This window comes from Marinospirillum alkaliphilum DSM 21637 (assembly GCF_900119735.1).
Classification (GTDB): domain Bacteria; phylum Pseudomonadota; class Gammaproteobacteria; order Pseudomonadales; family Halomonadaceae; genus Marinospirillum; species Marinospirillum alkaliphilum.
Window position 1 is genome coordinate 336,848 of the sequence record NZ_FPJW01000002.1, and the last position, 21,513, is coordinate 358,360.

Consider the following 21,513-nt stretch of genomic DNA (forward strand, 5'->3'; position numbering starts at 1 on the left):
TCAGCTTTTTCGGAATTGACCGATAAGTGATGCAAGGAGAGTCAAGATGCTGCGCTGGTTACCCGCGGTGCTGCTGGGCTGGTTGGTTGTACCGCTGGCTTCGCTGTATGCCTACGATGATTATGATGCTATCCATTCTTATGTCAGTGGTGGTTTGCACCACTGGAGTTCGGAGGATTCCAGTGCACAAGGCCTGAAAATCCGTTTTGGCCAACAGCTGAATGCATTTGTCGGTGCGGAAATGCACTTTGCCATTGGCGGTGAGGATCCAGACACGGAAACTTCGCTGGATCGTCTGTTTGGCCTTTATGCCAAATTCATTCTGCCGCTGGACAGTTTCAGCCCCTATGTGAAGTTGGGTGGCACCTCTGCCAGTCTGTCGACCGCCGGTGAAAGCAGTAGTGACTTTGAGATGAGTTATGGTTTAGGCGCTGAATTCAATATCACCGATCGTTTTTTTGTTGATCTCGAATACATGGTTTACCTGGAAACAGCCACCCTGGAGCTGGAAGGCTTCACACTGGGGATAGGCTATCGTCTGCCATGAAAAAGAACACCGGTTTTCGCAATATTGGACTGATCGGGCGTTTGGGCAGTACTCGGGTAGTGGACACGCTTAAACGCTTGATGCGTTTTCTGGATGAGCGTAACTACCAGATTATTGTGGAAGACCGGACTGCTACCGTGCTGCTGGGTCATGGTTTTCAGGAAGCCAATCGCAAGATGCTGGCTGAAATCTGTGATCTGGTGATTGTTGTTGGTGGTGATGGTTCCCTGTTGGGTGCTGCCAGAGCCATGGCACGCACCGGTGTGCCCGTTTTGGGTGTGAACCGTGGGCGTCTGGGATTCCTGACTGATATCACCCCGGATCAACTGGAAGAGAAGGTTGGCGAGGTTCTGGAAGGCAAGTACACCGCTGAGCGCCGTTTCCTTTTGGATGCCGAGGTTTACCGGGAGGGAGAACCGATCGGCGCAGCGGATGGCCTGAATGATGTGGTTTTGCACCCCGGCAAGTCAGCGCGCATGATTGAATTCGACCTCTATATTGAAGGTCAGTTTGTTTATAACCAGCGTTCGGATGGTTTGATTGTTTCGACACCGACCGGATCAACAGCCTATGCCCTGTCTGGCGGTGGCCCGATCATGCATCCCAAGCTGGATGCCCTGGTGTTGGTGCCGATGTTCCCGCATACCCTCTCCAGTCGTCCGATCGTGGTGGATGGCAACAGTGAGATCAAAATCCTGATCAGCGGTAATAACGAAACCTACCCCCATGTGTCCTGTGATGGACAGACACACCTGGTGACCAAGCCGGGAGATGTACTGTACATCCGTAAAAAACCCCACAAACTCAAACTGATCCATCCGCTGGGGCATGATTATTACGAAATCTGTCGCACCAAGCTGGGCTGGAATTCCCAGCCTAGCAACTACTGACCTCTGGTCAGGCCGATACGGGATGACTTATGCCTGGTTATGACCTGATAGGGGATGTGCACGGTTGTGGCAATACCCTCAGACGCCTGCTGGAATTGCTGGGTTATCGTCGTCAAGGTGATGTCTGGCGGCACCCGGAAGGCCGCATGGCAGTGTTTGTTGGTGATATTGTGGATCGTGGGCCACGTATTCGCCAGGCCTTGCATGATGTGTATGCAATGGTGGAGGCGGGAACGGCACTGCTGGTGTTGGGTAATCATGAATACAATGCACTGGCCTATTGCACCCTGAATGAGCAGGGGCAGCCACTGCGTGAACATAATGCCCGTCATCAGCGGGTGATTCAGGAAACCCTGGACCAGTTTGCGGCTTATCCCCGGGAGTGGCGCAATTTTCTGGACTGGTTCATGACCTTGCCCTTGGCGCTGGATCTGGAATCACTGCGGGTAGTGCATGCTTGCTGGGATCTACCCTTGATGCAGGCATTTTTGCAGCGTTATCCTGATGCACGTATGGATGCTGACTTTCTGCAGGCTTCGGCTCGCCCGGGCAGTTTTGAGTTTCGGGTGGTGGATCGTTGTACACGAGGTACCTGGTTGCATCTGCCGGATGGCCGCACCCAGAAAAGTGGTGATGGTTTTGTACGGGATCGCTTTCGTACCTCTTTCTGGGTTGATCAGCCGCGTACCTGGGCTGATGTGTTGTTTCAACCAGATCGACTGGCGCCAGATCTGGAGAGCCGTACCCTGTCTGCGGCAGATGCAGGCAACCTCTGTTATTATGGTGTCAATGAAAAGCCGCTTTTTTTCGGCCATTATTGGTGCCAGGGTTTCCCTTCGGTGATTCGACCTAATCTGGCTTGCCTGGATTACAGTGCAGTCAAATACGGGCGTTTGGTGGCTTACCGTTTTGATGGTGAAAGCCGCCTTGATGCAGGGCGTTTTGTGTGGGTCGAAGTGCAGCGTGATGAATATCCACCACTGGATGAGCTGCGTGCTGAAATGACTGCCGAAAAAATTCAGAAAATCTGACAGCAGCAGGGAACTCCTTGGGCTGGACTGCCTCAAAGCAAAGGTAGTTTCCTCATGATGATCCTGTTCTGGCGACCTTCGGGTCGCCATTTTTTTCAGGCGAACGACGGTAATGGGTGTGGAAACAGACATGATCAAACTTTTGGTGATGGGGGCCGATCAGGATCCCATGCCGCTGTCCCGCCACTTGTGGCGAGCGGGTGTGGCACACCGTATCCTGCCGGATGAGCAAGGGCAACAGGTGTTCTGGCTGCTGAACCCTGAGCATCTGCCACGTTTTGAGCAAGCCATGCTGCAATGGCAAAGTGGCCAGATGGATGCACCGGTAATCAGAGACCGCCAGGCTTTAGTGTTGCGCATGCAACAGGTACCGGTCACTCTGGTGCTGATGCTGCTGGCAGTAGCCATCACCCTGGCCTTTGAGTGGTTGTGGGGCGCACAGGTGTTTCTCTGGGTATCCTTCACGCCCATGGAAATTCAGGCCGGTCAGGTGATCAGTCTGCCGATCTCGGAAACCCTGGCATCCGGACAGTGGTGGCGTCTGATCACACCCATCTTCATTCATTTTGGCTGGATGCACCTGGTGTTCAACCTGTTGTGGACCTGGGTGTTTGGTGAACGCATTGAAACGCAGCAGGGTAGCCTGAGGTTGGTCTTGCTGGTGGTGTTTGCTGCCCTGGTGTCCAACTCAGCCCAGTTTCTGTTCAACGGTTCCAGCCAGTTCGGTGGTTTGTCCGGTGTTGTGTATGCTTATCTGGGTTATATCTGGCTGTGGAATCAGCGTCATCCACAGCAGGCCATGGAACTGCCCAATGCACTGGTGATTTTCATGCTGGGCTGGATGCTGCTGGGTATGACGGATATTTCCCGCTCCATGGGCCTGAATATGGCTAATGAGGCGCACCTGGGTGGTTTGTTGGCAGGTCTTGCGTTTGCCCTGCTGCCCCGCTTTTCAAAGAGGAACAAACGATGACTTTTGCTGCAATGATTGAAAAGATGACACCGGACATTTATGCCGCACTAAAGCGTGGGGTGGAGCTGGGCAAGTGGCCTAACGGCCAGTCATTGACCGCTGAACAGCGTGAAATCAGCATGGAGGCAGTGCTGCGCTACGAAGTGCAGAATAATATCCCGGAAACCGAACGGGTCGGTTACATCGCACCCAAAAAGAAAAAAACGGCAGCGGGTGAAGCTGAACCGGTTCGCATCCTTGATCAGCACTGAACAACATGCATTTGCACGGTCATCTTCGTAAACTGGGCACCAGTCATGAACAACCGGTGGTTTACCAGTTGCGCCTGGCTTCTGCCGCAGCAACCCAGGCGCTCACGGAGCTGCCGCTGAATCCTTTGTTAGGCCAGCACATCCGTTTGCACTTTACCGGCCGCATCAATTGTATCCATTGTGGCCGCAGCACTCGCAAGAGTTTCAGTCAGGGTTATTGTTATCCCTGTTTCACTCGTCTGGCTGAGTGTGATACCTGTCTGGTGCGCCCCGAAACCTGCCATTATCAGCAGGGCACCTGCCGTGATCCTGGCTGGGGGCAACAGCACTGTTTTCGTTCGCATCTGGTTTATCTGGCCAACACCACTGGTCTGAAAGTGGGCATTACCCGTGAAACGGGCCTGGCCACCCGCTGGATGGATCAGGGGGCAGTGGCTGCTTTGCCACTTTTCCGGGTACAGGATCGTCTGGCTTCAGGTCGCATTGAAAGCCTGTTGGCCACCGAACTGAAAGATCGCACGGCCTGGCAGGCAATGCTGAAAAACCAGGTGCAGCCCCTGGATCTGGTGCAGGAGGCTCAGGCAGTTGTGGCTCGTTTTGAGCCAGTATTACAGGCGATGCCAGACCTGGATTATCAGTTGCTGGTCGAACAGCCGCTGTATTTTGAGTATCCGGTACTGGCTTATCCCGACAAGGTGCGTTCATTAAATCCGGAAAAGACACCCTGTATCGAAGGGCAGTTGATGGGCATCAAGGGGCAGTACCTGCTGCTGGATACCGGAGTGATCAATCTGCGTAAACATACCGGTTATGAAGTGGAGTTTTCCTGTCATTAACATCCTCTTCTTCAGGCCGCTGCAATGGTGGCTGTTCGTGCTGCTGTCTTGTCTGCTGATCCAGCCAGTACAAGCGAGTGTACGTCTGATGCTGGAACCCGAACTGCCAGAGGTGCGCGCTAATATTGAAGCCTACCTGGGTGAGCAGGAGCCACGCACCACCCGGGAAATGAGGCGTTATGCCAGGCATGCCCGCAACCAGGTCAGTCAGGCTTTGCAGGCGCTGGGTTATTATCAATATCAGATTCGCATTGATATTGAGGAGGGTGAACCTGCCCGTCTGCACCTGAATGTGACACCCGGTGAACCCGTGCGCTTACGCCATGTTCTTGTGGAGCTGTCGGGTGAAGCGCAATATCAGCGTGACTTCACCCTGCCGGGTCAGACAGATTTAAAACCTGGCCAGCCGTTGAATCATGCAGCCTATGAGGCTGCCAAACGCCATTTCCGTAACCAGGGCCTGCGCTACGGCTATTTTTCTGCCCGCTACCAGGTGCAGCAGCTGGACATCAACCCACAGCAGGGCTGGGCTGACATTCATCTGCATTTTGATTCAGGACCACGTTACCGCCTCGGGGCGGTGACTTTTGATCATGAGGGGGTATTGGATGAAGCCTTTCTGCAACGCTTTGTCACCTTTGCGTCGGGCACCCCCTACTCCACAGACCTGATTACGGATCTCAGTCGCGACCTGCGTGGCAGTGGCTACTTTCATGAAGTGCTGGTTGATGCCCGCCATGAGTTTGCGGAAGACTTGCAGGTACCTGTTGATGTGCTGCTGCGCATGCGTCCACCACGCACCCTGAGTGTTGGTGTGGGCTTTTCCACCGATATCGGACCACGTGTCACCACGGCCTGGACTCAGCACTGGCTGAATGATCAGGGGCACAGTCGTGGTGTGGATGCTGAAGTGTCTCAGCCACGTCAGTCAGTGGGCGGCTGGTATCAATTACCACTGACACCCCCCATGACCGATTACCTGCGCCTGACCAGTGCTGTTCGCAAGGAGCGTTATGATGAACAGGAAAGTCAGCGTTTCAGTGCCGGTATTCAATGGCATCATCGACTGGATAATGGCTGGGACCGGGTTTTGTCATTACGCGGTGAATATGAAGAGTTCCGGGTGGGTGCTGATGAAGATGCCACCTGGCTGACGCTGCCCGGTATTGGTCTGGGGCGCTTGCGCAGCAATCATCGGGTGGATCCGTCGCGCGGTTATCGGGTACAAGTGGATTTAACCGGTAGTCGCCGGGATCTGCTGGCTGATGTTGATATCCTGCAGTTAACCTTTTTTTCTCGTGGTTTGATGACCTTGAAGGATCACCATCGATTCCTGGCCAGGGTTCAGGGCGGAGCAATGGCGACCGATGCTTTTGAGCAGGTACCTGCGTCACTGCGTTTTTTTGCCGGGGGTGACCAGAGTGTAAGGGGGTATGGTTATCAGGAACTGGCGCCACGTGATGAATCCGGCCAGTTGCTGGGGGGGCGTTACCTCCTGGCAGTCGGGCTGGAATACCAGTATGCCCTGACTGATCGCTGGCGCCTGGCCACTTTTGTGGATGCTGGTGATGCTGTGTTGGAACCAAAGGATTTAAAGCAACCCTTGTTGGGTGTGGGGGTCGGTATTCGCTGGGTGTCTCCGGTGGGGCCGCTGCGGCTGGATGTGGCACGCGGCCTGGATGAACAACTGGGTGGCTGGCGCCTGCATTTTTCCATGGGGCCTGAATTATGATGATGCGTCATCGCTGGATGTTACTGCGTCACTGGCTTGAGCGCCGACTGCTGAAACCTGTACTGTGGCTGGTCAGGCTATTGCGCTGGCTGGTGCTGCTGATCAGTGGCCTGTTCAGTCTGTTCATGTTGCTGCTGGTTCTGTTGGTGATGTGGCTGTTGCTGAGTCAGCCGGGTGGTCAGTGGTTGTTGAATCAGGTGCCGGGACTTGAAGTTCAGGGCTTCCGCGGCCAGCTGCTGAATCGTTGGCAGGCAGACCACTTGCGTTGGCAAGATGATGACCATGGATTGCAGGTTGAGCTGGAGCAACTGAGTCTGCGCTGGAGCCTGACCTGCCTGCTGGAGCAGCGCCTGTGTTTGCGTCGTGTACAGGCCAGTCAGTTGCATCTGGTATTGCCAGCCGATCAAGGCGAAGCTGTGGCAACGCCTGAGCCGGTCACCGACTGGCAAGGTTTCCGGATGCCTGAATTGCAATTGCCACAAGTTGAACTGCCGCTTGCCTTGCAGGTGGATGCACTGCAACTGGGCGCTTTTAAACTGAATGAACAGTTACTGCTGCAAGGCATCAACTTGCAGCTTAAATGGCAAGCCAGTCAGTTGACCCTGCAGCATTTGAGTCTGACGAGCCCCTTGTTGCCGGAAGGAATGGATCAGCAGGTACAGCTGGCAGGCCAGGTTGATTTTCAGAATGACTGGCCGTTGCAGTTGCTGCTTCAAGGTGGCCTGGGCGGTTACCCACTGCACCTGGCAATGGATGGCAGTCTGGCCAGGTTGCATCTGGACCTGCAGTTGGATGACCCGGAACAGGCTCGTGTGTTGCAGCTGGTTGGCTGGATTAATCTGCTGCAAGCTGAATTACCCGTGGACTTGCTGTTGGATGTGCCTGGTTTTTATCCGGCCGCTGATGCCCATGCCTGGCTGGATTTCTGGCCAGAACAACTGGAGTTGGATCAAACACGCCTGCAGCTTCAGGGTGATCTGGAGTCGGGTTGGCAGCTGTTGCTGGAGTCCCAGGTGTTATGGGCTCATCAGCCACTGTTACTGGATCTTTCAGCAGGGCTGGATTTTGAGCAGCTGAGCATCGAACATTTACAGCTTTATGCAGGACAACACCAGCAGTTGCAAATGGCTGCCCGACTTGGACAGGCGCAAAATAAGTCATGGCAGCTGGAGTTTGGCGCAGAAGGTCAGTGGCTGCTGCCTGAGCTGGGTTTAACTGATTTTATCCTGCAATTGCAGGGTGACTGGGCACCTGATCAGCAGACTTATCAATTATCGGTGGAGCAACTGCAACTCCATGCTGCAGATCAGCAACTGCAACTGGTTGCTGCGCTGAACCAGCATCAATGGTCTGCTGAACTGCAGTTGGATAGCCAGACCTTGCCCCAGACGGTTACTGCAACTGATGCATCACTGCCGCAAGGAGATGTGCAACTCCAACTGGCAACACGATTGCCGACACTTTGGTCGCCTTTGATGGAGTCCTGGCCAGCACTGAATGTATTGCTGCAGCGGATCCGTCAGGGTGAGTTGCAGCTGGGAGTGCAAAGCCAGGCCATGAAATGGCAGGACTTTGCCTTGCAGCAGGCGGATTTTGCGTTCAGGTATCAGGGTGATGATGCACTTAACCCTGAGCTGGAGTTGCAGTTCAGGGCTGCCGGTTTACAGCAGGATGAACAACGGCTGGAACGGCTGCAGCTGATCATGGATGGTCATTTGCAGCAGCATCAACTGCAGCTCGCGCTCAGCCATCAAGGCCAGCCTTTGCAGCTGGAGCTGACAGGCGGCATTCAGGAGCAGGAGCAGCAGCTGCTGTGGATGTATCAGCTGGCCCCTTTTGCTGTAGAGCAACTGGCTTACTTCTGGCCGGAGGATCTGCGCTGGCAGGAGCAACTGACCGGTTATCTGCAGGGGCAATGGCGTTGGACAGACCAGGTGGTGTTTCTGGAAGCAGAACTGCTGGCAGAAGAGGGTGTGCTGGCGGTTCAGGTGAGTGATCCACTGTTGGAAACCAGTGAGTGGGTGGAGCTGGCTTATCACCGTCTGGTGCTGGGTTTTACTCTGGATGAGCAGCGTCTTGCCGCTGGATTAACCCTGGACGGTGATCAACTGGGTTATTTTGATGCCGAAATGGCTCTGGCGCTGCATGCGGATGCTGCCACCGGGCAGCGTGCCTTGCAGGGGCAGTATCTGCTGCGTGATTTACAACTGCAGTTGTTGATACCTTTTCTGGATCTGGATGAGCTCAGTGGCCAGTTACAGGGGCAAGGAGAGATCAAGGGGCATCTGCTGGAACCGGAGTTGTGGGGAAGTCTGCAGCTTCAGCAGGTCACTGCTTCTGATCAGCAATGGCCACTGAGCCTCAATCACCTGGAAGGCGAGCTGCGCCTGCAAGGTCATCGTGCATTGCTTGATGGTCGCTTCGAGGCCGGACGTCGGGGTGAAGGGCAGATTCAAGGTGAGCTGGTCTGGCGGCCTGAGCTGGAAGCCGTGTTAATGCTTCAGGCAGAACAGCTGGAGATCAGGGTTGAGCCCTGGGCGACCTTGATCATTCAGCCCGACTTGCAGCTGGGTTATCGGCAGCAGCGCTTGCATTTGTCTGGGCGCCTGGCTGTTCCATCGGGACAGATTGTCATCCGTCAGTTGCCACCCCAGGCAGTCAGGGTTTCTGATGATGCCCGCTTGATTGATCAAGATGAACGTGATGCCGCGCCACTGGATCTGGATATGGATGTTGAGGTTCTGCTGGGCAGTCAGCGTCTGCAACTGGATGCTTTTGGTTTGCTGGCAGATCTGCAGGGTCGATTGCGGATCGGGAATGACATGGATACCCGGGGTGAACTGTTGCTGGTGAATGGCAGCTACCAGTCCTGGGGGCAGGATTTACGACTGCGCCGAGCTCGGCTGGTGTTTGCCGGGCCGGTTGAGCTGCCATTTCTGGATGTGGAGGCCGTTCGAACCACCAGCTCCGGTGTGGTTGCCGGGTTACGCATCACCGGCCGAGCAGATGAACCCCAGACAGAAATTTTTTCCGAGCCCGCCATGCCCAGTGAGCAAGCCCTGGCTTATCTGGTGCTGGGTCGGCCCCTGCGCGGTGAGTCTGATGACAATGCCATGAATACTGCCGCCATTTCGCTGGGGTTGCGGGGTGCAACGGGCGTCACTCAGCGCATCGGTGACACCCTTGGCGTCAGGGATCTGCAACTGGAAACCGAGGGTGAGGGGGAGGCTGCCAGTGTGATGGCTTCCGGTTACCTCAATGAGCGCTTGAGTGTGCGTTACGGGGTAGGGCTTTACGATGAAGTCACCCGTTTTGCCGTGCGTTATGAACTCACCCGCCAGGTATACATCGAAGCAGCCAGTGCCCTGGCCAGTTCGCTGGATATTTTCTGGCGGGTCGACTATTAAAGGCTCGACCTTAACCCTCCAGGTTGTCGAGTCCTCGCTCTGCCATGGCCACTGCCCGGAACACTGCGCGTCCCTTGTTGAGGGTTTCTTCCCATTCCAGTTGTGGCACTGAGTCAGCCACCACGCCGGCACCGGCCTGGATATGCAACTGACCTTCCTTGATCACGGCAGTGCGAATGGCAATGGCAGTATCCATGTTGCCGTACCAGCCCAGATAACCGACTGCACCACCGTAAACACCGCGTTTCACCGGTTCCAGTTGATCCAGAATTTCCAGTGCACGGATTTTCGGGGCTCCGGACAGGGTGCCGGCCGGGAAGGTGGCACGCAATACATCCATTGCATTCAGTTCAGGTTTCAGCTGTCCCACCACATTGGAGACAATGTGCATGACGTGGGAATAACGCTCGATGGTCATGCTGTCGGTCACTTTCACGCTGCCGGTGGTGGCAATGCGTCCCACATCATTGCGCCCCAGGTCGATCAGCATCAGGTGCTCAGCGCACTCTTTGGGATCGGCCAGCAGCTCCTGCTCCAGCGCCAGGTCTTCCTCGGGGGTCTGGCCACGCTTGCGGGTTCCGGCAATCGGTCGCACGGTGACTTCGCCATCCTCCAGGCGGGCAAGAATCTCCGGTGATGAACCGACCACCTGAAAGTCATCCAGGTGCAGGTGGAACATGTAGGGCGACGGATTCAGGCAGCGCAAGGCTCGATAGAGGTCCAGCGACTGGGCACGAAATGGCAGACTCATGCGTTGTGACAGCACACACTGCATGATGTCACCGGACAGGATGTACTCCTTGATCTGATCAACAGCTTGCTTGAAACCGGCTTCAGTGAAGCCGGAGTGGAAGTCACTTTCTTCCACTGCAGCACGTCCGGTGCCGGGGCTGGTGGTGTTCAGGGTGGCGGTGCGCAACTGGATTTCCAGTGCCTCCAGACGTTCGTGAGCCTGCTCCAGGGCATCAGGCTGGGTCGGGTCGGCGTGGGTGATCAATTGCAGTTTGCCGGACAGGTTGTCAAACACCACCACATCTTCGGAGACCATCAGCAGGATATCCGGCACCTGCAGTGGATCAGCCATGCGTCGGGCGGCTGCACTGTCGGCCAGACGCGGCTCAATGTAGCGGATGGTGTCGTGACCGAAATAACCAACCAGGCCGCCGGTGAAGCGCGGCAGGCCTTCCACCGGAGCTACCCGGTAACGCTGCTGAAACGCTTCAATGGCAGCCAGTGGATCGGCCACAGTTTCACTGCTGACCTGCTGATGCCGGTGATAAAGGCTGAAGGTGTGGCCATGCACTTCCAGCCGCTCATGGCAGGGCAGACCAATGATGGAGTAACGTCCCCACTTTTCACCACCTTGCACGGATTCCAGCAGGTAACTGTAGGGTGTCTGGGCCAGCTTCATGTAGGTGGACAGTGGTGTGTCCAGATCAGCCAGCACCTGACGGGCAACCGGAATGCGGTTGTAACCCTGGGCAGCCAGGGCAGCAAAGTGTTCGGGGGTCATGCAGGGAATCCTTGGTTGTCCAGCAACAGGTTCAGAGAGTCGATCATCAGGTCGGGTGCCGCATCATCCAGCGGCTCACCGTGATTGTAGCCATAGGGTACACCAACACTGATGAAACCGGCAGCGCGAGCCGCCTGAATGTCATGACGGGAATCACCGATCAGGGCGCAGACTGTCGGTGAGAGTTGAAAGTGTCGAGCCAGATGCAGCAAGGGTGCCGGATCGGGTTTTTTCTGTGGCAGGCTGTCGCCCCCCAATACCTGGTCAAAGGTGTGCTCCAGCCCAAAGTGTTCCAGAATACCTGGTACAAAACGATAGGGTTTGTTGGTCACCAATGCCAGTTTCAGGTCCATGCCCCGCAGGGTGATGAGGGTTTCCCGAACGCCGGGGTAGAGGCGGGTCTGCTCACCCTTCAGGCTGTCATAAATATCCAGAAACAGGCTGTGGGCCTGAGCCAGCGTAGGATCGTCATCCGGCAGCAGGTGCTCCTGACCGATGCCGCCGGTCAGGGCACGTTGCAGCAGCTTCAGGCTGCCATTGCCGACCCAGCGGCGTACCTGGGTTTCCCCGGCTGCCGGCAGATCCAGTTCAGCCAGTGTCAGGTCAATGGCCAGTGCCAGATCCGGCACCGAATCAATCAGTGTACCGTCCAGATCAAAGGCCAGCAGACGTGCCTGTTGTAACAGCGGATGCAGTTCAGCCACCAGCCAGCTCCCGGCGCAGGGCAGCTAGCACGGTGTCGTAACGATGAGGGTCTTCGGTGCGTCCGGCACCAAAAATGGCGGAGCCGGCCACAAAGGTGTCGGCTCCGGCGGCAGCAATTTCTGCGATATTGGACACACCAACACCACCATCAATCTCCAGCCGGATCGGCAGGCCGGAAGCATCAATGCGCTGGCGGGCCTCGCGCAGCTTGTTGAGGGTGTTGGGAATGAATTTCTGGCCGCCAAAACCGGGGTTAACACTCATCAGCAACACCAGATCCAGTTTGTCCATCACATGGTCCATCCATTGCAGAGGGGTGGCTGGATTAAACACCAGTCCGGCCTGGCAGCCGCCATCCCGAATCATCTGTAGACTGCGATCCACATGCTCGGAGGCTTCCGGGTGAAAGGTGATGCTGCTGGCACCGGCTTCAATGAAATCACCGATGATGCGATCCACCGGCTTCACCATCAGGTGTACATCAATCGGTGCCTTGATGCCATGGTTGCGCAGGGCTTTGCAAACCATTGGGCCAATGGTGAGATTGGGCACATAGTGGTTGTCCATCACATCAAAATGAACCCAGTCGGCACCAGAAGCCAGTACCTGCTCCACCTCTTCGCCCAGGCGGGCAAAGTCAGCAGAAAGAATGGATGGCGCGATCAGAAAGGGGCGGCTGGACATGAGTTGATGTTTCCTTGGTGGCTGGGCAAAGGTTAATTTTAAGGGATTCGTTGAATCGATGCAGCAGCTGCTTTAACACTTGGGCTACAAAGCGTTCAGCAGGAGGACTTGGTTGCTGACTGACAGCTGTTTATACTGCCTTTTGTACAAAAGAGCGGGTATTTAAGGTTTGCAAGGATATAGGTATTCAAGGTGAAAAAACGTCTGCTGGCACTCTTGCTGTTGATCCTGGTGTTTCCGGTCTGGGCTAATCTGCCTGCAGGCTTTGGTTTTGATGAGGAAGAGGAGGAAGACACTGCACCTCAGCGAGTTGAGCCTGATCCCATGCGGGAAATGCTGCGCACACTGAGAAATGAGTTGCCAGCCAGCCAGTTGCTGGAGTTGCCGCTGGCTGATGATGAAACCTTTCTTGCCCTGCAGTTGGAAGCCTTGAGTGCTCGTCCGAAAGGTCGCTTGCTGCTGTTGCCTGGGGATGGTTTACACCCCGACTGGCCGCTGGGTATTGCACCCATTCGGCGTAATCTTCCTGAGTATGGCTGGCATACCCTGTCTTTGTCCTTGCCCGCTTATCGTCCCCTGGGTGTAGCGCCACGAACCCTGCCACCAGGGCCATTACTGAGTCGCATGCCGCAGAATCAGAAACCTGTTAAGCAGGATGAGCCTGACGCAGCAGCCAGCGCTGGTTTTGGTTTTGCAGAAGAGGATGAAGAAGAACCAGTGGTGCAAGAGCGCCCGGACCCCGCTGAGCGCCTGGCTCAGCATCGTGAAAAGGTAGAAGCCAGAGTGCAGTCTGCGCTGAATCACGTGGGTAGTGGTGGCAAGTTGGTATTGGTGCTGCAGGGTGAGAGTGTCTACTGGCTGCAACCCTGGCTGGAAAGTGGCCGTCTGGGTCGTCAGGTGCCACTGATTCTGCTGCATGTGGAAGCTCCGGTAGGTGCAGATCCGACTTCAATTGCAGACACTCTTCGCAGGTTGGGTGCCAATCGACCGATTCTGGATATCTATAACGCCAGCAACCAGGAGCAACGACACCTGGCTGAAATACGCAAGGCGGCTTATCGCCGGGCAGGTAATCAGCAGGCGGTGCAGTTTCCGATGAATTTTGAAAGTGGTGCGCGGGCCGCCACGACTGATCGCTGGTTGTCACAAAGGGTGGAAGGCTGGTTGCGCGGCCTCTGAGAGATTCCTGACGACCAGCAGGCAGTGCCCTTTTATACTTTCTGAGCCTTTTTCAGCAGTGCATAGGCCTGCTGAATTTCCTGGGCCCTTTCCTTGGCTTTTTCCAGTGCCCGGTCCGTCAGTCCTTGTGCCATGAGCTTGTCTGGGTGATTCTGACTCATCAGCTTGCGGTAGGTTTTTTTGATGTCCTCGGCACTGGCATCAGAGTTCAGGCCGAGTGTCCGGTAGGCAGTCAGCAAACTGGGCTGGGGCTGGGAGCGTTGTTTCTGGCCTTTATAGGTGTACTGCTTCTGTTCCTTGTCTGCAAAACCCTTTTGTTCACGAATGCGCCGGTGTAGTCGATCAAAGTCCACCGGGCTGATATCAAGCAGGGGTAAAAAAGCCTGTAAGCGTTCTAACTGGGAGGCGCGCGGCCCGCCATCAGCATAAGCCATGACCAGTAATTGATCGAGAAAATCCAGACGACGTGCTGGTTTGCTGGCATAACGTTTGCGCAGCTCTTCAAGCCTCGGTTCTACCTGGGTGGAAGCCAGTTTGCCTTCATTAAAACGGGCAATGGCTTCTTCCCTTTCGGCAGGCTTTAGCCTTAGGCGTTTAAATAACTTTTCGGCAACTGCAATTTCCTGGGGTGATACTCTGCCGTCCTGTTTTGCCAGATGCCCAAGGCAGATATAGAGGGACTCGCGATAGAGGCGCTCACTTCTGCCGGGTAGGTTGGCTGCAGGTCGCAGACGGCTCAGCAGCGCAAAGGCAGACTGGCGATGATAATCAAAGCTGTGGCCAAGAATGATACCCAATGCAAAGCCCACCCAGCCACCGAGCAGAAAACCCAAGGCAGCTCCCAGCAGTTTGCCGGCAAAAGCGGGAAACTTCAGCTTCATGCCAGGGGTGTCCTGTGTTGTCTGTTCATCAGTTCTATATCCAGTTCCTGCAGTCGCTGAGGTGTGCCAACATCGACCCATTGTCCCGGCAGCATTTCGCCGCTGGCAAGATTTTGCCGGATCAGTTGCCGCAACAAGGGTGCGAGAGGAAAGGCATCACCCGCTTGAAAGTGCTGGCCAAAAGCAGCCATCAACAGCTCACGCTGAAAGGCCTCGGGCCGCAGCAGGCTAAGCCCTGCAAAGGTTAAGCATTGATGTTGCTCGTCTGCGTTGTCCTGTAAATGACCATCGGGTGCCAGGTAAAAGTCACCCTGAGGATGGTGTTCCGGGTTGGCTACCAGCAACAGGTGTGCCATTTTTTCAGGGCGCAGTGCATTCAGCTTCGGTAGCTGTTCACACCAGACATCAGCATTGAGTAATAAAAAAGGTTCGGGGTGAAGAAGTGGTAGAGCCTTCAGGAGCCCGCCACCGGTTTCCAGTGGAGTGTTTTCTTCGGAAAACAGAACCTTCAGCTGCCAGGCCGAACCGTCACCAACTGCTTCCCTGATCTGGTGCCCCAGGTGGCTGATATTGATGACAGCCCGCTGGATGCCAAGGCGGGATAATCGCTCCAGATGCCAGAACAGCAGTGGTTTGCCTGCCACTTTCAGTAGTGGCTTGGGGGTGTGCTGGGTCAGGGGCAACATGCGTTGACCCAGCCCGGCTGCAAAAATCATGCATTGTTTGATCATGGAAGCATCGGGTGTGGGGGGTGCAATCATGCCGGTGTGTTCAGCAACGAATCCAGCTGTATTTCCAGTTGTGGCATCAGTTGGTTATGCAGCCACTGGCTGATGGGTTGAAATTCACTGTGCCTTGCAAGGGCGTGTTGCAGATGCTGCAGTGTGCGGGGAATGTCTTTCAGGTAACCCGCTTTGCCATCACGCAGCCATAGCCGAGCAAAAATGCCAGCGGCCTTCAAATGGCGTTGCATGCCCATTAAATCAAACCAGCGCTGCCAGTCAGTTGCATGAATGGTTTCGAAGTTACGGCAGTGTAGCTGGCGAGCCTGCTCCTGCCACTGGTCCTGGATGGCTTCAGGCCACATCAGATAACAGTCACGGATCAGCGAAACAGCATCATAGGTGCAGGGGCCGATGACTGCATCCTGAAAATCGAGGATGCCCAGTTGGTGATCTGGCAGTAGCATCAGATTGCGTGAATGGTAATCTCGGTGTACCACGACCCTGGGTTGTTCCAGTGCAGAATCCACCAGTGACTGTCGGAAAGCCGTCCAGCCGTCTGGGCGGTCATGGTCTGGCAGCTTGAGCAATTGTCCCAGCAACCAGTCGTCAAACAGATCCATTTCACGTTGCAGTAAAGCTTCGTCATAGTTCGGCAAGCTGGCAGCAGTGGGGCAGTGAGTGGCCTGAACCTGTAAGTGGGCCAGTTGTTGCAGTGCCTGATGGTAGAAGGGAGAGGCAGATGCCGGATCTTCCTCTCTGACGGCTTGCATCAGTTGTTGATCACCGAAATCTTCCAGCAGCGCTGCACCCAGTTGAGTACAGGCCTGATGGACGGTTGGTACTCGAATGCCCAGTGGCTGCCAGGCACGAGCCAGTTGCAGAAAGCGTTCGGAATTTTCCTTGTCTGGTGGTGCATCCATCAGAATCAGGCTGGTGCCCTTGCGGCTGTCAGCAGCTTCAACCCGAAAGTAGCGCCGGAAGCTGGCATCACCGGCAACGGGTGTTAACGGGATGGGGGATCTATTCAGCCAGGGTTTCAGCCATTCCTGAAGGTGAATGGAGCGTTCCGTTGCAGTGGTTTTGACATCAGGATTCATAACGGCATTAATCATGGCAGTGGCAGTGAGAAAGGCTATAATACGCGTTTTTTCAGGCTTTGGCAGTGCCTTGCCGGGTCTTCAGTTTTGAGGGTTTTCACTTGTCTTTTATGCCTGCCCGCATGAGTTCACTGGCTGCCTTGCTGCTGGTTGCCGGAGGAGGGAGCCTGCTGGCTGCCCCCCCTGCCCAGCTGCCTGCGGAACAGTTGGACTGGCAGGTTTATGACACACGCCCATCCGGCATGGTCTGTCGTGGCTTTTATCTGTCACCGGAGCTGGACTTGCCGGAGGCGGACCTGTCACCTGCAGCAGCGAGTTTGCTGATTGATGCAGGCCGTGTTCTGCACTCGCCAGTGGATGGTTTGGTGATGGATGGCGGTGTGCGCCTGCGCCAGGGACCTGTTTTTGCCCAGGCGGATGAGATTCGGTTATCAGCTGACCGCACGGAAGCGCAGATGCATGGCAACCTCGAAATACGCCAGTCTGACCTGCTGTTAAGAGCCAGAGAAGGGCAGTATGCTCTGTCAGAGCAGTCATTCAGGCTTGATGAAGTCCATTATGTCATTCATCAGCAGCGCAGGCGTGGCAGTGCCTGGCAGCTACAGCAGTTGAGTGATGGGCGAGTGGTATTGCGGGAAGCCAGCATGACCACTTGTGCACCCGATGATAGCGCCTGGCAGTTGGTTGTTGGACGCTTGACGCTGGACCAGGAGAAAGGTGTGGGTGACGCTCGTCATGTGCGCCTGCATATCAAAGATGTACCAGTATTCTACATGCCCTGGTTCCGTTTCCCGCTGGATGACCGCCGCCAGACGGGTTTGCTGTATCCACGCATCTCATGGGAAAAAGAAAGTGGCCTGGATTACCTGCAGCCTGTTTACCTGAATCTGGCGCCTTCGCATGACATGACGCTTTATCCTCGTTTGATTGAGCAGCGTGGCATACAGGGTGGTCTGGAGTTGCGCTATTTACGCCCCACAGACGAAGGTGAGATTTACTACTCCTATCTGGACAGGGATAAAGTCTATTATAAACAAAGCCGTTGGCATATTGACTTGCAGCATCGGGGTGCGTTGAGTCCTCAGCTCAGTTATAGTCTGGATTTTGCACAGGTCAGTGATGACAGTTTTTTTACGGACCTGGGCAGTTATCCGACCAATGACAGTCGTGAATTATTGCAAGAGCTGCAGTTGCGTTATCGCCAGCAGCAATGGACGGCAGAGCTGGCTTTACGCGGTTATCAGAATCTGACGCCATCACGTGATCGCAATATTGCAGCAGATGAAGCTGTGTCCCAGTATCAACTGTTTGATCTGCGCCATCAGCAGGATGCTGACCTGCAGGGTTATTATCAGCTGCCCCAGTTTGAGCTGCGAGGCACTGATGAGTGGTCAGAGCGTTTAAGCTGGGCTGTGACCTTTGAGCTGACTCACTTCAGCAAGTTGTTTGATCGTGAAGTCAGTGGTGACAGCTATTTCTCGACAGACCTGAAAGAAACGCCTGGCAAGCCTGGTGACTTTTATGTCACACAATGGGGAGCACCGGATACCTGGCGCCTGTTCCTGGAACCGGGAATCACTGCCGAGCAGCGCTGGCCCTGGTCCTTTGTAAGGGCGCAAGCCAGGCTGCGTCACAGCCAGTACTGGCTGGATCCTTACTGGAGTCCGGATGATCAGGCAGATGCAGCCCTGAATCTGGACAGTGTGAATCTGCAGCCATCCGTCACCGCTCCCATTCTCAGCCTGGATTCTGGTGTGTTCCTGGAGCGAGATGTACATCTGGGTGAACAGCCGTTTATCTATTCGTTGGAGCCAAGGGTTTTCGGGGCCTTCATTCCTTATGTGGAACAGTATGATGTACCCAACATCTTTGATGGTGCTTTCAAGGATTTTGACTTCAACCAGTTTTATCGTGCCGAACGAACCGTCGGTCGTGATCGGGTTGCAGACATCAGCAAAATCACACTTGGGTTGACTCAGCGACTGCTGAGCCCGGTGACTGGGCGTGAGGTGATGAGTTTTGGTGTGGCGCAGGAGTATTATCTGTCGGATCGACGCATGGCTGATTATTACAGCGATCCAAGAGATGCCTACCTGCATCCGGATGACCCGGACCGACCGGATAACCAGCCACGTGAAGAACGGCCCTATAGTTTGGTACGAAATCGCTCTAGTCTTGGCTTTGTATTCAATTGGAACTTTCATGAGCGACTGGGTTATCGTGCCACTCTGCTGTGGGATGATTATTTTCGGATAACAGAGCGGTCAGATCAGCGCATCAGTTACACCCACCCATCCGATGTGCATCTGAACCTTGGTCACACCTATGTATCCAATTTCAGCAATCAGGATGGTTTGCTGGGGCCAAAGCCAGATCGTTCATTGGCTGATGCTTACTCCTATCGTGCCAGTGCGGAAGATCAGGTTTATGTGTCTGGTGTGTTCCCATTGGATGACCACTGGCGCTTGTTCCTGAAGCGCAGTTATGACCTGAAACGGCGTGAAGTGCTGGATGATATTGCCGGGCTGGAGTACAACTCCTGTTGCTGGCAGGTGCAGCTGTTGTATCGTGACAGTGTCCGTTACATGGATGAATCACCGGAGCTGGTCAATGGGCGTTTTGCATCCCGGGAGCGCGACCCCGGTGTTTATTTACGTTTGATATTTAAAGGGTTGGGTGGTGCAGGACACTCCACCCAGAGCTTGCTGGCTAATGAAATACAGGGTTATACCGACCGAGAATAACGGAAGAGGTGTTTGTGTCTGAACTGAAAAATGCATCAAGAGTGATGGCTGGTCTGCTGATGCTGTTGTTATGCGGTATCACCTTTGCTGAACCTCGCTTGCTGGATCGGGTGGTGGCGGTGGTCGATCGTGAAGCCCTGATGGAAAGTGAGCTGCAGCAACGCATGCAGCAGGTGCGCGGACAGATTGCTGATCGTGGATTGCGTGCCCCACCGGAGGCAGTATTACGCCAGCAGGTGCTGGATCGCCTGATTCTGGACACCATTCAGCTGCAGTTGGCACGCCAGGCCGGTATGCGGATTGATGAGCAGACCCTGAACCAGACCCTGACGCGCATTGCTCGCCAGAATCAGATGGATCTGCGTCAGTTCAGCCAGGCCATTGAGGCTGACGGCATGAGCTTTGCTGCTTTCCGTGAGCAGATCCGTCAGGAAATGCTGATTTCTCAGGTCCGGCAGCGTCGTGTTGGTGATCGCATTCAGGTCAGTCAGCAGGAAATTGAAAATTACCTGGCTTCCCCCGAAGCTTTGGAACAGGAAGGGCGTGAGTTCCGGGTTGGGCATATCCTGGTTCAGGTACCGGATAACCCGACACCTGAGCAGATCGGTGAGGCCCAGCGGCGTGCCGAAGCATTAAAAAAGCGTCTGGATGCCGGTGAAGACTTCCAGGAAATGGCCATTTCCAGCTCTGCTGGTGACGAAGCTTTCAGTGGCGGTGATCTGGGTTGGCGTGCTGCTGCCGCTTTACCTTCCTTGTTTGCTGATCAGGTGGTGCGTTTGCCGGTTGGTGGCATGGCAGGCCCGATTCGCAGTCCCAGCGGTTTTCACCTGATCAAACTATTGGAAACACGTGGTGGTGCCCAGCATCTGGTGGATCAGACCCGTGCCCGTCACCTGTTGTTGTCCACCAATGCGCTGCGTGATGAGCAGGCGACCCTGAACCAGCTTCGCGAGCTGCGTCAGCGCATCAGTCGTGGTGAATCGCTGGCAGACCTGGCCCGTGAATATTCTGATGATCGGGGCAGCAAGCAGTCAGGTGGCAGCCTGGGTTGGGTCAGTCCGGGACAGATGGTTCCCGCTTTTGAGCAGGCCATGAACCAGTTGGCCGTTGGTGAGGTATCCGAACCCGTGCAGAGCCAGTTTGGCTGGCATCTGATTCTGGTCGAGGAGCGTCGCAAATCGGATATGACCGACAATCTGCGTCGTCAGCAGGTGCGTCAACTCTTGTCAGAACGGCGTTTTGAAGAAGAAGTGCAGAACTGGTTGCGTGAAATTCGAGACAGCACCTGGGTTGAGATTCGCGAATGACAAGAACAGCCGCTTGCTTACCATTACTGATCACTGCCGGTGAACCGGCAGGTATCGGGCCTGATCTGGTGCTGCAACTGGCCGCTGAAGGCTGGTCATCAGATTGGCTGGTAGTGGCTGATCCGCAGTTGCTGTCTGATCGGGCGGCGGTGCTGGGTTTGCCCTGCCCGCTGCATGAAGTCCGACAGGATCAGCTGCATCTGCCGGTGCCGCAGGGAAAAATCGGTGTATTGCCGGTGGCGTTGGCAACGGCAGCCCAGCCGGGTGTCCTGAATCCGGCCAATGCTGCTTATGTGCTGGAAACCCTGCGACTGGCCACCGATCTGTGTTTACAGCAGCAGGCCGCCGGCCTGGTGACTGCCCCGGTTCACAAGGGAGTGATTAATGATGCCGGTTATGTTTTCACCGGGCATACGGAATTCCTGCAGCAGCGTTGTGGTTGTGACGAAGTGGTGATGCTGCTGGCCACAGCAGAGTTGCGCGTGGCGCTGGCAACAACCCATCTGCCGTTGCGAGCGGTGGCCGATGCCATCACTGCAGAGCGACTGGAACGCATTATTCGTATTTTTCATCAGGATCTGATCAACCGCTTTGGTTATACACAACCCCGTTTGCTGGTCTGTGGGCTTAATCCCCATGCCGGTGAAGGCGGACATCTGGGGCGGGAAGAAATTGAGGTGATTGAACCGCTGTTGCAGCAGCTGCGCCAGGAAGGACTGGAGTTAATCGGGCCTTTGCCAGCAGATACCCTGTTCACTGAAAAGGTGCTGGCGCAGGGTGATGCAGTGTTGGCCATGTACCATGATCAGGGCTTGCCGGTGTTGAAACATCGTGGCTTTGGGCGAGCGGCCAACATTACTTTGGGGTTGCCGATCATTCGCACCTCAGTAGATCATGGCACTGCCTTGTCATTGGCTGGCACAGGACAGGCCGATATCGGCAGCTTGAAGACCGCACTGCACTACGCTGAGCAGTTCCGCAGTGCAGCATCTGCTGCACACCATTAAAAAT

General features: G+C 55.3%; 18 protein-coding genes. 12 read left to right on the top strand and 6 right to left on the bottom strand.

What is annotated here, in order from left to right; genetic code table 11:
- Positions 1 to 46: 46 nt before the first annotated feature.
- From BT114_RS04815 to BT114_RS04850, 8 genes are all read left to right on the top strand, one after another.
- Complete coding sequence (locus BT114_RS04815; protein WP_072325193.1) at positions 47 to 547, top strand: outer membrane beta-barrel protein; 501 nt, start codon at positions 47 to 49, stop codon at positions 545 to 547.
- Positions 544 to 1,437, top strand: a complete 894-nt coding sequence (locus BT114_RS04820) for an NAD(+) kinase (protein WP_072325194.1) — start codon at positions 544 to 546, stop codon at positions 1,435 to 1,437. Before BT114_RS04815 ends, BT114_RS04820 begins: the two co-directional genes overlap by 4 nt.
- A 29-nt stretch (positions 1,438 to 1,466) precedes the next feature.
- A complete protein-coding gene (locus tag BT114_RS04825; RefSeq protein ID WP_072325195.1) occupies positions 1,467 to 2,468 on the top strand; it encodes a metallophosphoesterase in 1,002 nt (333 codons plus the stop codon).
- Between the two features lie 130 nt (positions 2,469 to 2,598).
- Complete coding sequence (locus BT114_RS04830; protein ID WP_072325312.1) at positions 2,599 to 3,441, top strand: rhomboid family intramembrane serine protease; 843 nt, start codon at positions 2,599 to 2,601, stop codon at positions 3,439 to 3,441.
- Entirely contained in the window at positions 3,438 to 3,692 is a 255-nt protein-coding gene (locus BT114_RS04835; protein ID WP_072325196.1) for a YeaC family protein, read from the top strand. Before BT114_RS04830 ends, BT114_RS04835 begins: the two co-directional genes overlap by 4 nt.
- A 5-nt stretch (positions 3,693 to 3,697) precedes the next feature.
- Complete coding sequence (locus BT114_RS04840) at positions 3,698 to 4,528, top strand: DUF2797 domain-containing protein (RefSeq protein WP_072325197.1); 831 nt, start codon at positions 3,698 to 3,700, stop codon at positions 4,526 to 4,528.
- A 37-nt stretch (positions 4,529 to 4,565) separates the two neighbouring features.
- Positions 4,566 to 6,260, top strand: a complete 1,695-nt coding sequence (locus BT114_RS04845; RefSeq protein WP_218163453.1) for an autotransporter assembly complex protein TamA — start codon at positions 4,566 to 4,568, stop codon at positions 6,258 to 6,260.
- Entirely contained in the window at positions 6,257 to 9,667 is a 3,411-nt protein-coding gene (locus BT114_RS04850; RefSeq protein WP_084661914.1) for a translocation/assembly module TamB domain-containing protein, read from the top strand. The genes BT114_RS04845 and BT114_RS04850 overlap by 4 nt, the downstream gene beginning before the upstream one ends.
- 10 nt (positions 9,668 to 9,677) lie before the next feature.
- On the opposite strand, the gene trpE is transcribed toward BT114_RS04850, so the two are convergent.
- From trpE to rpe, 3 genes are read right to left on the bottom strand one after another with little or no spacing between them, the layout of a single operon-like run.
- The gene (gene trpE, locus BT114_RS04855) at positions 9,678 to 11,180 is read right to left on the bottom strand and encodes an anthranilate synthase component I (protein ID WP_072325199.1); all 1,503 of its coding nucleotides are present in this window, start codon (positions 11,178 to 11,180) and stop codon (positions 9,678 to 9,680) included.
- Positions 11,177 to 11,884 carry a phosphoglycolate phosphatase gene (locus BT114_RS04860; RefSeq protein WP_342715717.1) on the bottom strand — a complete coding sequence of 236 codons (708 nt, stop codon included), beginning with the start codon at positions 11,882 to 11,884 and terminating at the stop codon, positions 11,177 to 11,179. Before BT114_RS04860 ends, trpE begins: the two co-directional genes overlap by 4 nt.
- Positions 11,877 to 12,569, bottom strand: coding sequence for a ribulose-phosphate 3-epimerase (gene rpe / locus BT114_RS04865; protein WP_072325200.1), 693 nt, complete (start codon positions 12,567 to 12,569; stop codon positions 11,877 to 11,879). The genes BT114_RS04860 and rpe overlap by 8 nt, the downstream gene beginning before the upstream one ends.
- Positions 12,570 to 12,761: 192 nt before the next feature.
- On the opposite strand from rpe, the gene BT114_RS04870 reads away from it, so the two are divergent.
- Positions 12,762 to 13,748, top strand: a complete 987-nt coding sequence (locus BT114_RS04870; protein WP_072325201.1) for a DUF3530 family protein — start codon at positions 12,762 to 12,764, stop codon at positions 13,746 to 13,748.
- A gap of 32 nt (positions 13,749 to 13,780) precedes the next feature.
- Here the strand turns inward: BT114_RS04870 and djlA are convergent, their stop codons facing one another.
- Genes djlA through BT114_RS04885 form a run of 3 tightly spaced genes read right to left on the bottom strand, consistent with a single transcriptional unit; the run spans position 13,781 to position 16,451 of the window.
- Positions 13,781 to 14,629, bottom strand: a complete 849-nt coding sequence (gene djlA / locus BT114_RS04875; RefSeq protein ID WP_072325202.1) for a co-chaperone DjlA — start codon at positions 14,627 to 14,629, stop codon at positions 13,781 to 13,783.
- Positions 14,626 to 15,390: an N-acetylmuramate alpha-1-phosphate uridylyltransferase MurU gene (gene murU / locus BT114_RS04880; RefSeq protein WP_245770388.1), complete on the bottom strand. Its 765-nt coding sequence runs from the start codon at positions 15,388 to 15,390 to the stop codon at positions 14,626 to 14,628. The genes djlA and murU overlap by 4 nt, the downstream gene beginning before the upstream one ends.
- The gene (locus BT114_RS04885; RefSeq protein ID WP_177247043.1) at positions 15,387 to 16,451 is read right to left on the bottom strand and encodes an aminoglycoside phosphotransferase family protein; all 1,065 of its coding nucleotides are present in this window, start codon (positions 16,449 to 16,451) and stop codon (positions 15,387 to 15,389) included. Before BT114_RS04885 ends, murU begins: the two co-directional genes overlap by 4 nt.
- 110 nt (positions 16,452 to 16,561) lie before the next feature.
- Between BT114_RS04885 and BT114_RS04890 the strand changes: the two genes are divergently transcribed.
- From BT114_RS04890 to pdxA, 3 genes are read left to right on the top strand one after another with little or no spacing between them, the layout of a single operon-like run.
- On the top strand, positions 16,562 to 19,195 hold the full coding sequence (locus BT114_RS04890; RefSeq protein WP_245770394.1) for an LPS-assembly protein LptD: 2,634 nt from the start codon (positions 16,562 to 16,564) through the stop codon (positions 19,193 to 19,195).
- Between the two features lie 14 nt (positions 19,196 to 19,209).
- Entirely contained in the window at positions 19,210 to 20,502 is a 1,293-nt protein-coding gene (locus BT114_RS04895) for a peptidylprolyl isomerase (protein ID WP_143142762.1), read from the top strand.
- Entirely contained in the window at positions 20,499 to 21,509 is a 1,011-nt protein-coding gene (gene pdxA, locus BT114_RS04900) for a 4-hydroxythreonine-4-phosphate dehydrogenase PdxA (RefSeq protein ID WP_072325205.1), read from the top strand. Before BT114_RS04895 ends, pdxA begins: the two co-directional genes overlap by 4 nt.
- The last annotated feature ends 4 nt before the right edge of the window (positions 21,510 to 21,513 follow it).

Coding starts and splice junctions, on each gene's coding strand:
- BT114_RS04815 (WP_072325193.1), top strand. CDS start 47: ATGCTGCGCTGGTTACCCGCGGTGCTGCTGGGCTGGTTGGTTGTACCG.
- BT114_RS04820 (WP_072325194.1), top strand. CDS start 544: ATGAAAAAGAACACCGGTTTTCGCAATATTGGACTGATCGGGCGTTTG.
- BT114_RS04825 (WP_072325195.1), top strand. CDS start 1,467: ATGCCTGGTTATGACCTGATAGGGGATGTGCACGGTTGTGGCAATACC.
- BT114_RS04830 (WP_072325312.1), top strand. CDS start 2,599: ATGATCAAACTTTTGGTGATGGGGGCCGATCAGGATCCCATGCCGCTG.
- BT114_RS04835 (WP_072325196.1), top strand. CDS start 3,438: ATGACTTTTGCTGCAATGATTGAAAAGATGACACCGGACATTTATGCC.
- BT114_RS04840 (WP_072325197.1), top strand. CDS start 3,698: ATGCATTTGCACGGTCATCTTCGTAAACTGGGCACCAGTCATGAACAA.
- BT114_RS04850 (WP_084661914.1), top strand. CDS start 6,257: ATGATGATGCGTCATCGCTGGATGTTACTGCGTCACTGGCTTGAGCGC.
- trpE (WP_072325199.1), bottom strand. CDS start 11,180: ATGACCCCCGAACACTTTGCTGCCCTGGCTGCCCAGGGTTACAACCGC.
- rpe (WP_072325200.1), bottom strand. CDS start 12,569: ATGTCCAGCCGCCCCTTTCTGATCGCGCCATCCATTCTTTCTGCTGAC.
- djlA (WP_072325202.1), bottom strand. CDS start 14,629: ATGAAGCTGAAGTTTCCCGCTTTTGCCGGCAAACTGCTGGGAGCTGCC.
- murU (WP_245770388.1), bottom strand. CDS start 15,390: ATGATTGCACCCCCCACACCCGATGCTTCCATGATCAAACAATGCATG.
- BT114_RS04885 (WP_177247043.1), bottom strand. CDS start 16,451: ATGAATCCTGATGTCAAAACCACTGCAACGGAACGCTCCATTCACCTT.
- BT114_RS04890 (WP_245770394.1), top strand. CDS start 16,562: ATGCCTGCCCGCATGAGTTCACTGGCTGCCTTGCTGCTGGTTGCCGGA.
- pdxA (WP_072325205.1), top strand. CDS start 20,499: ATGACAAGAACAGCCGCTTGCTTACCATTACTGATCACTGCCGGTGAA.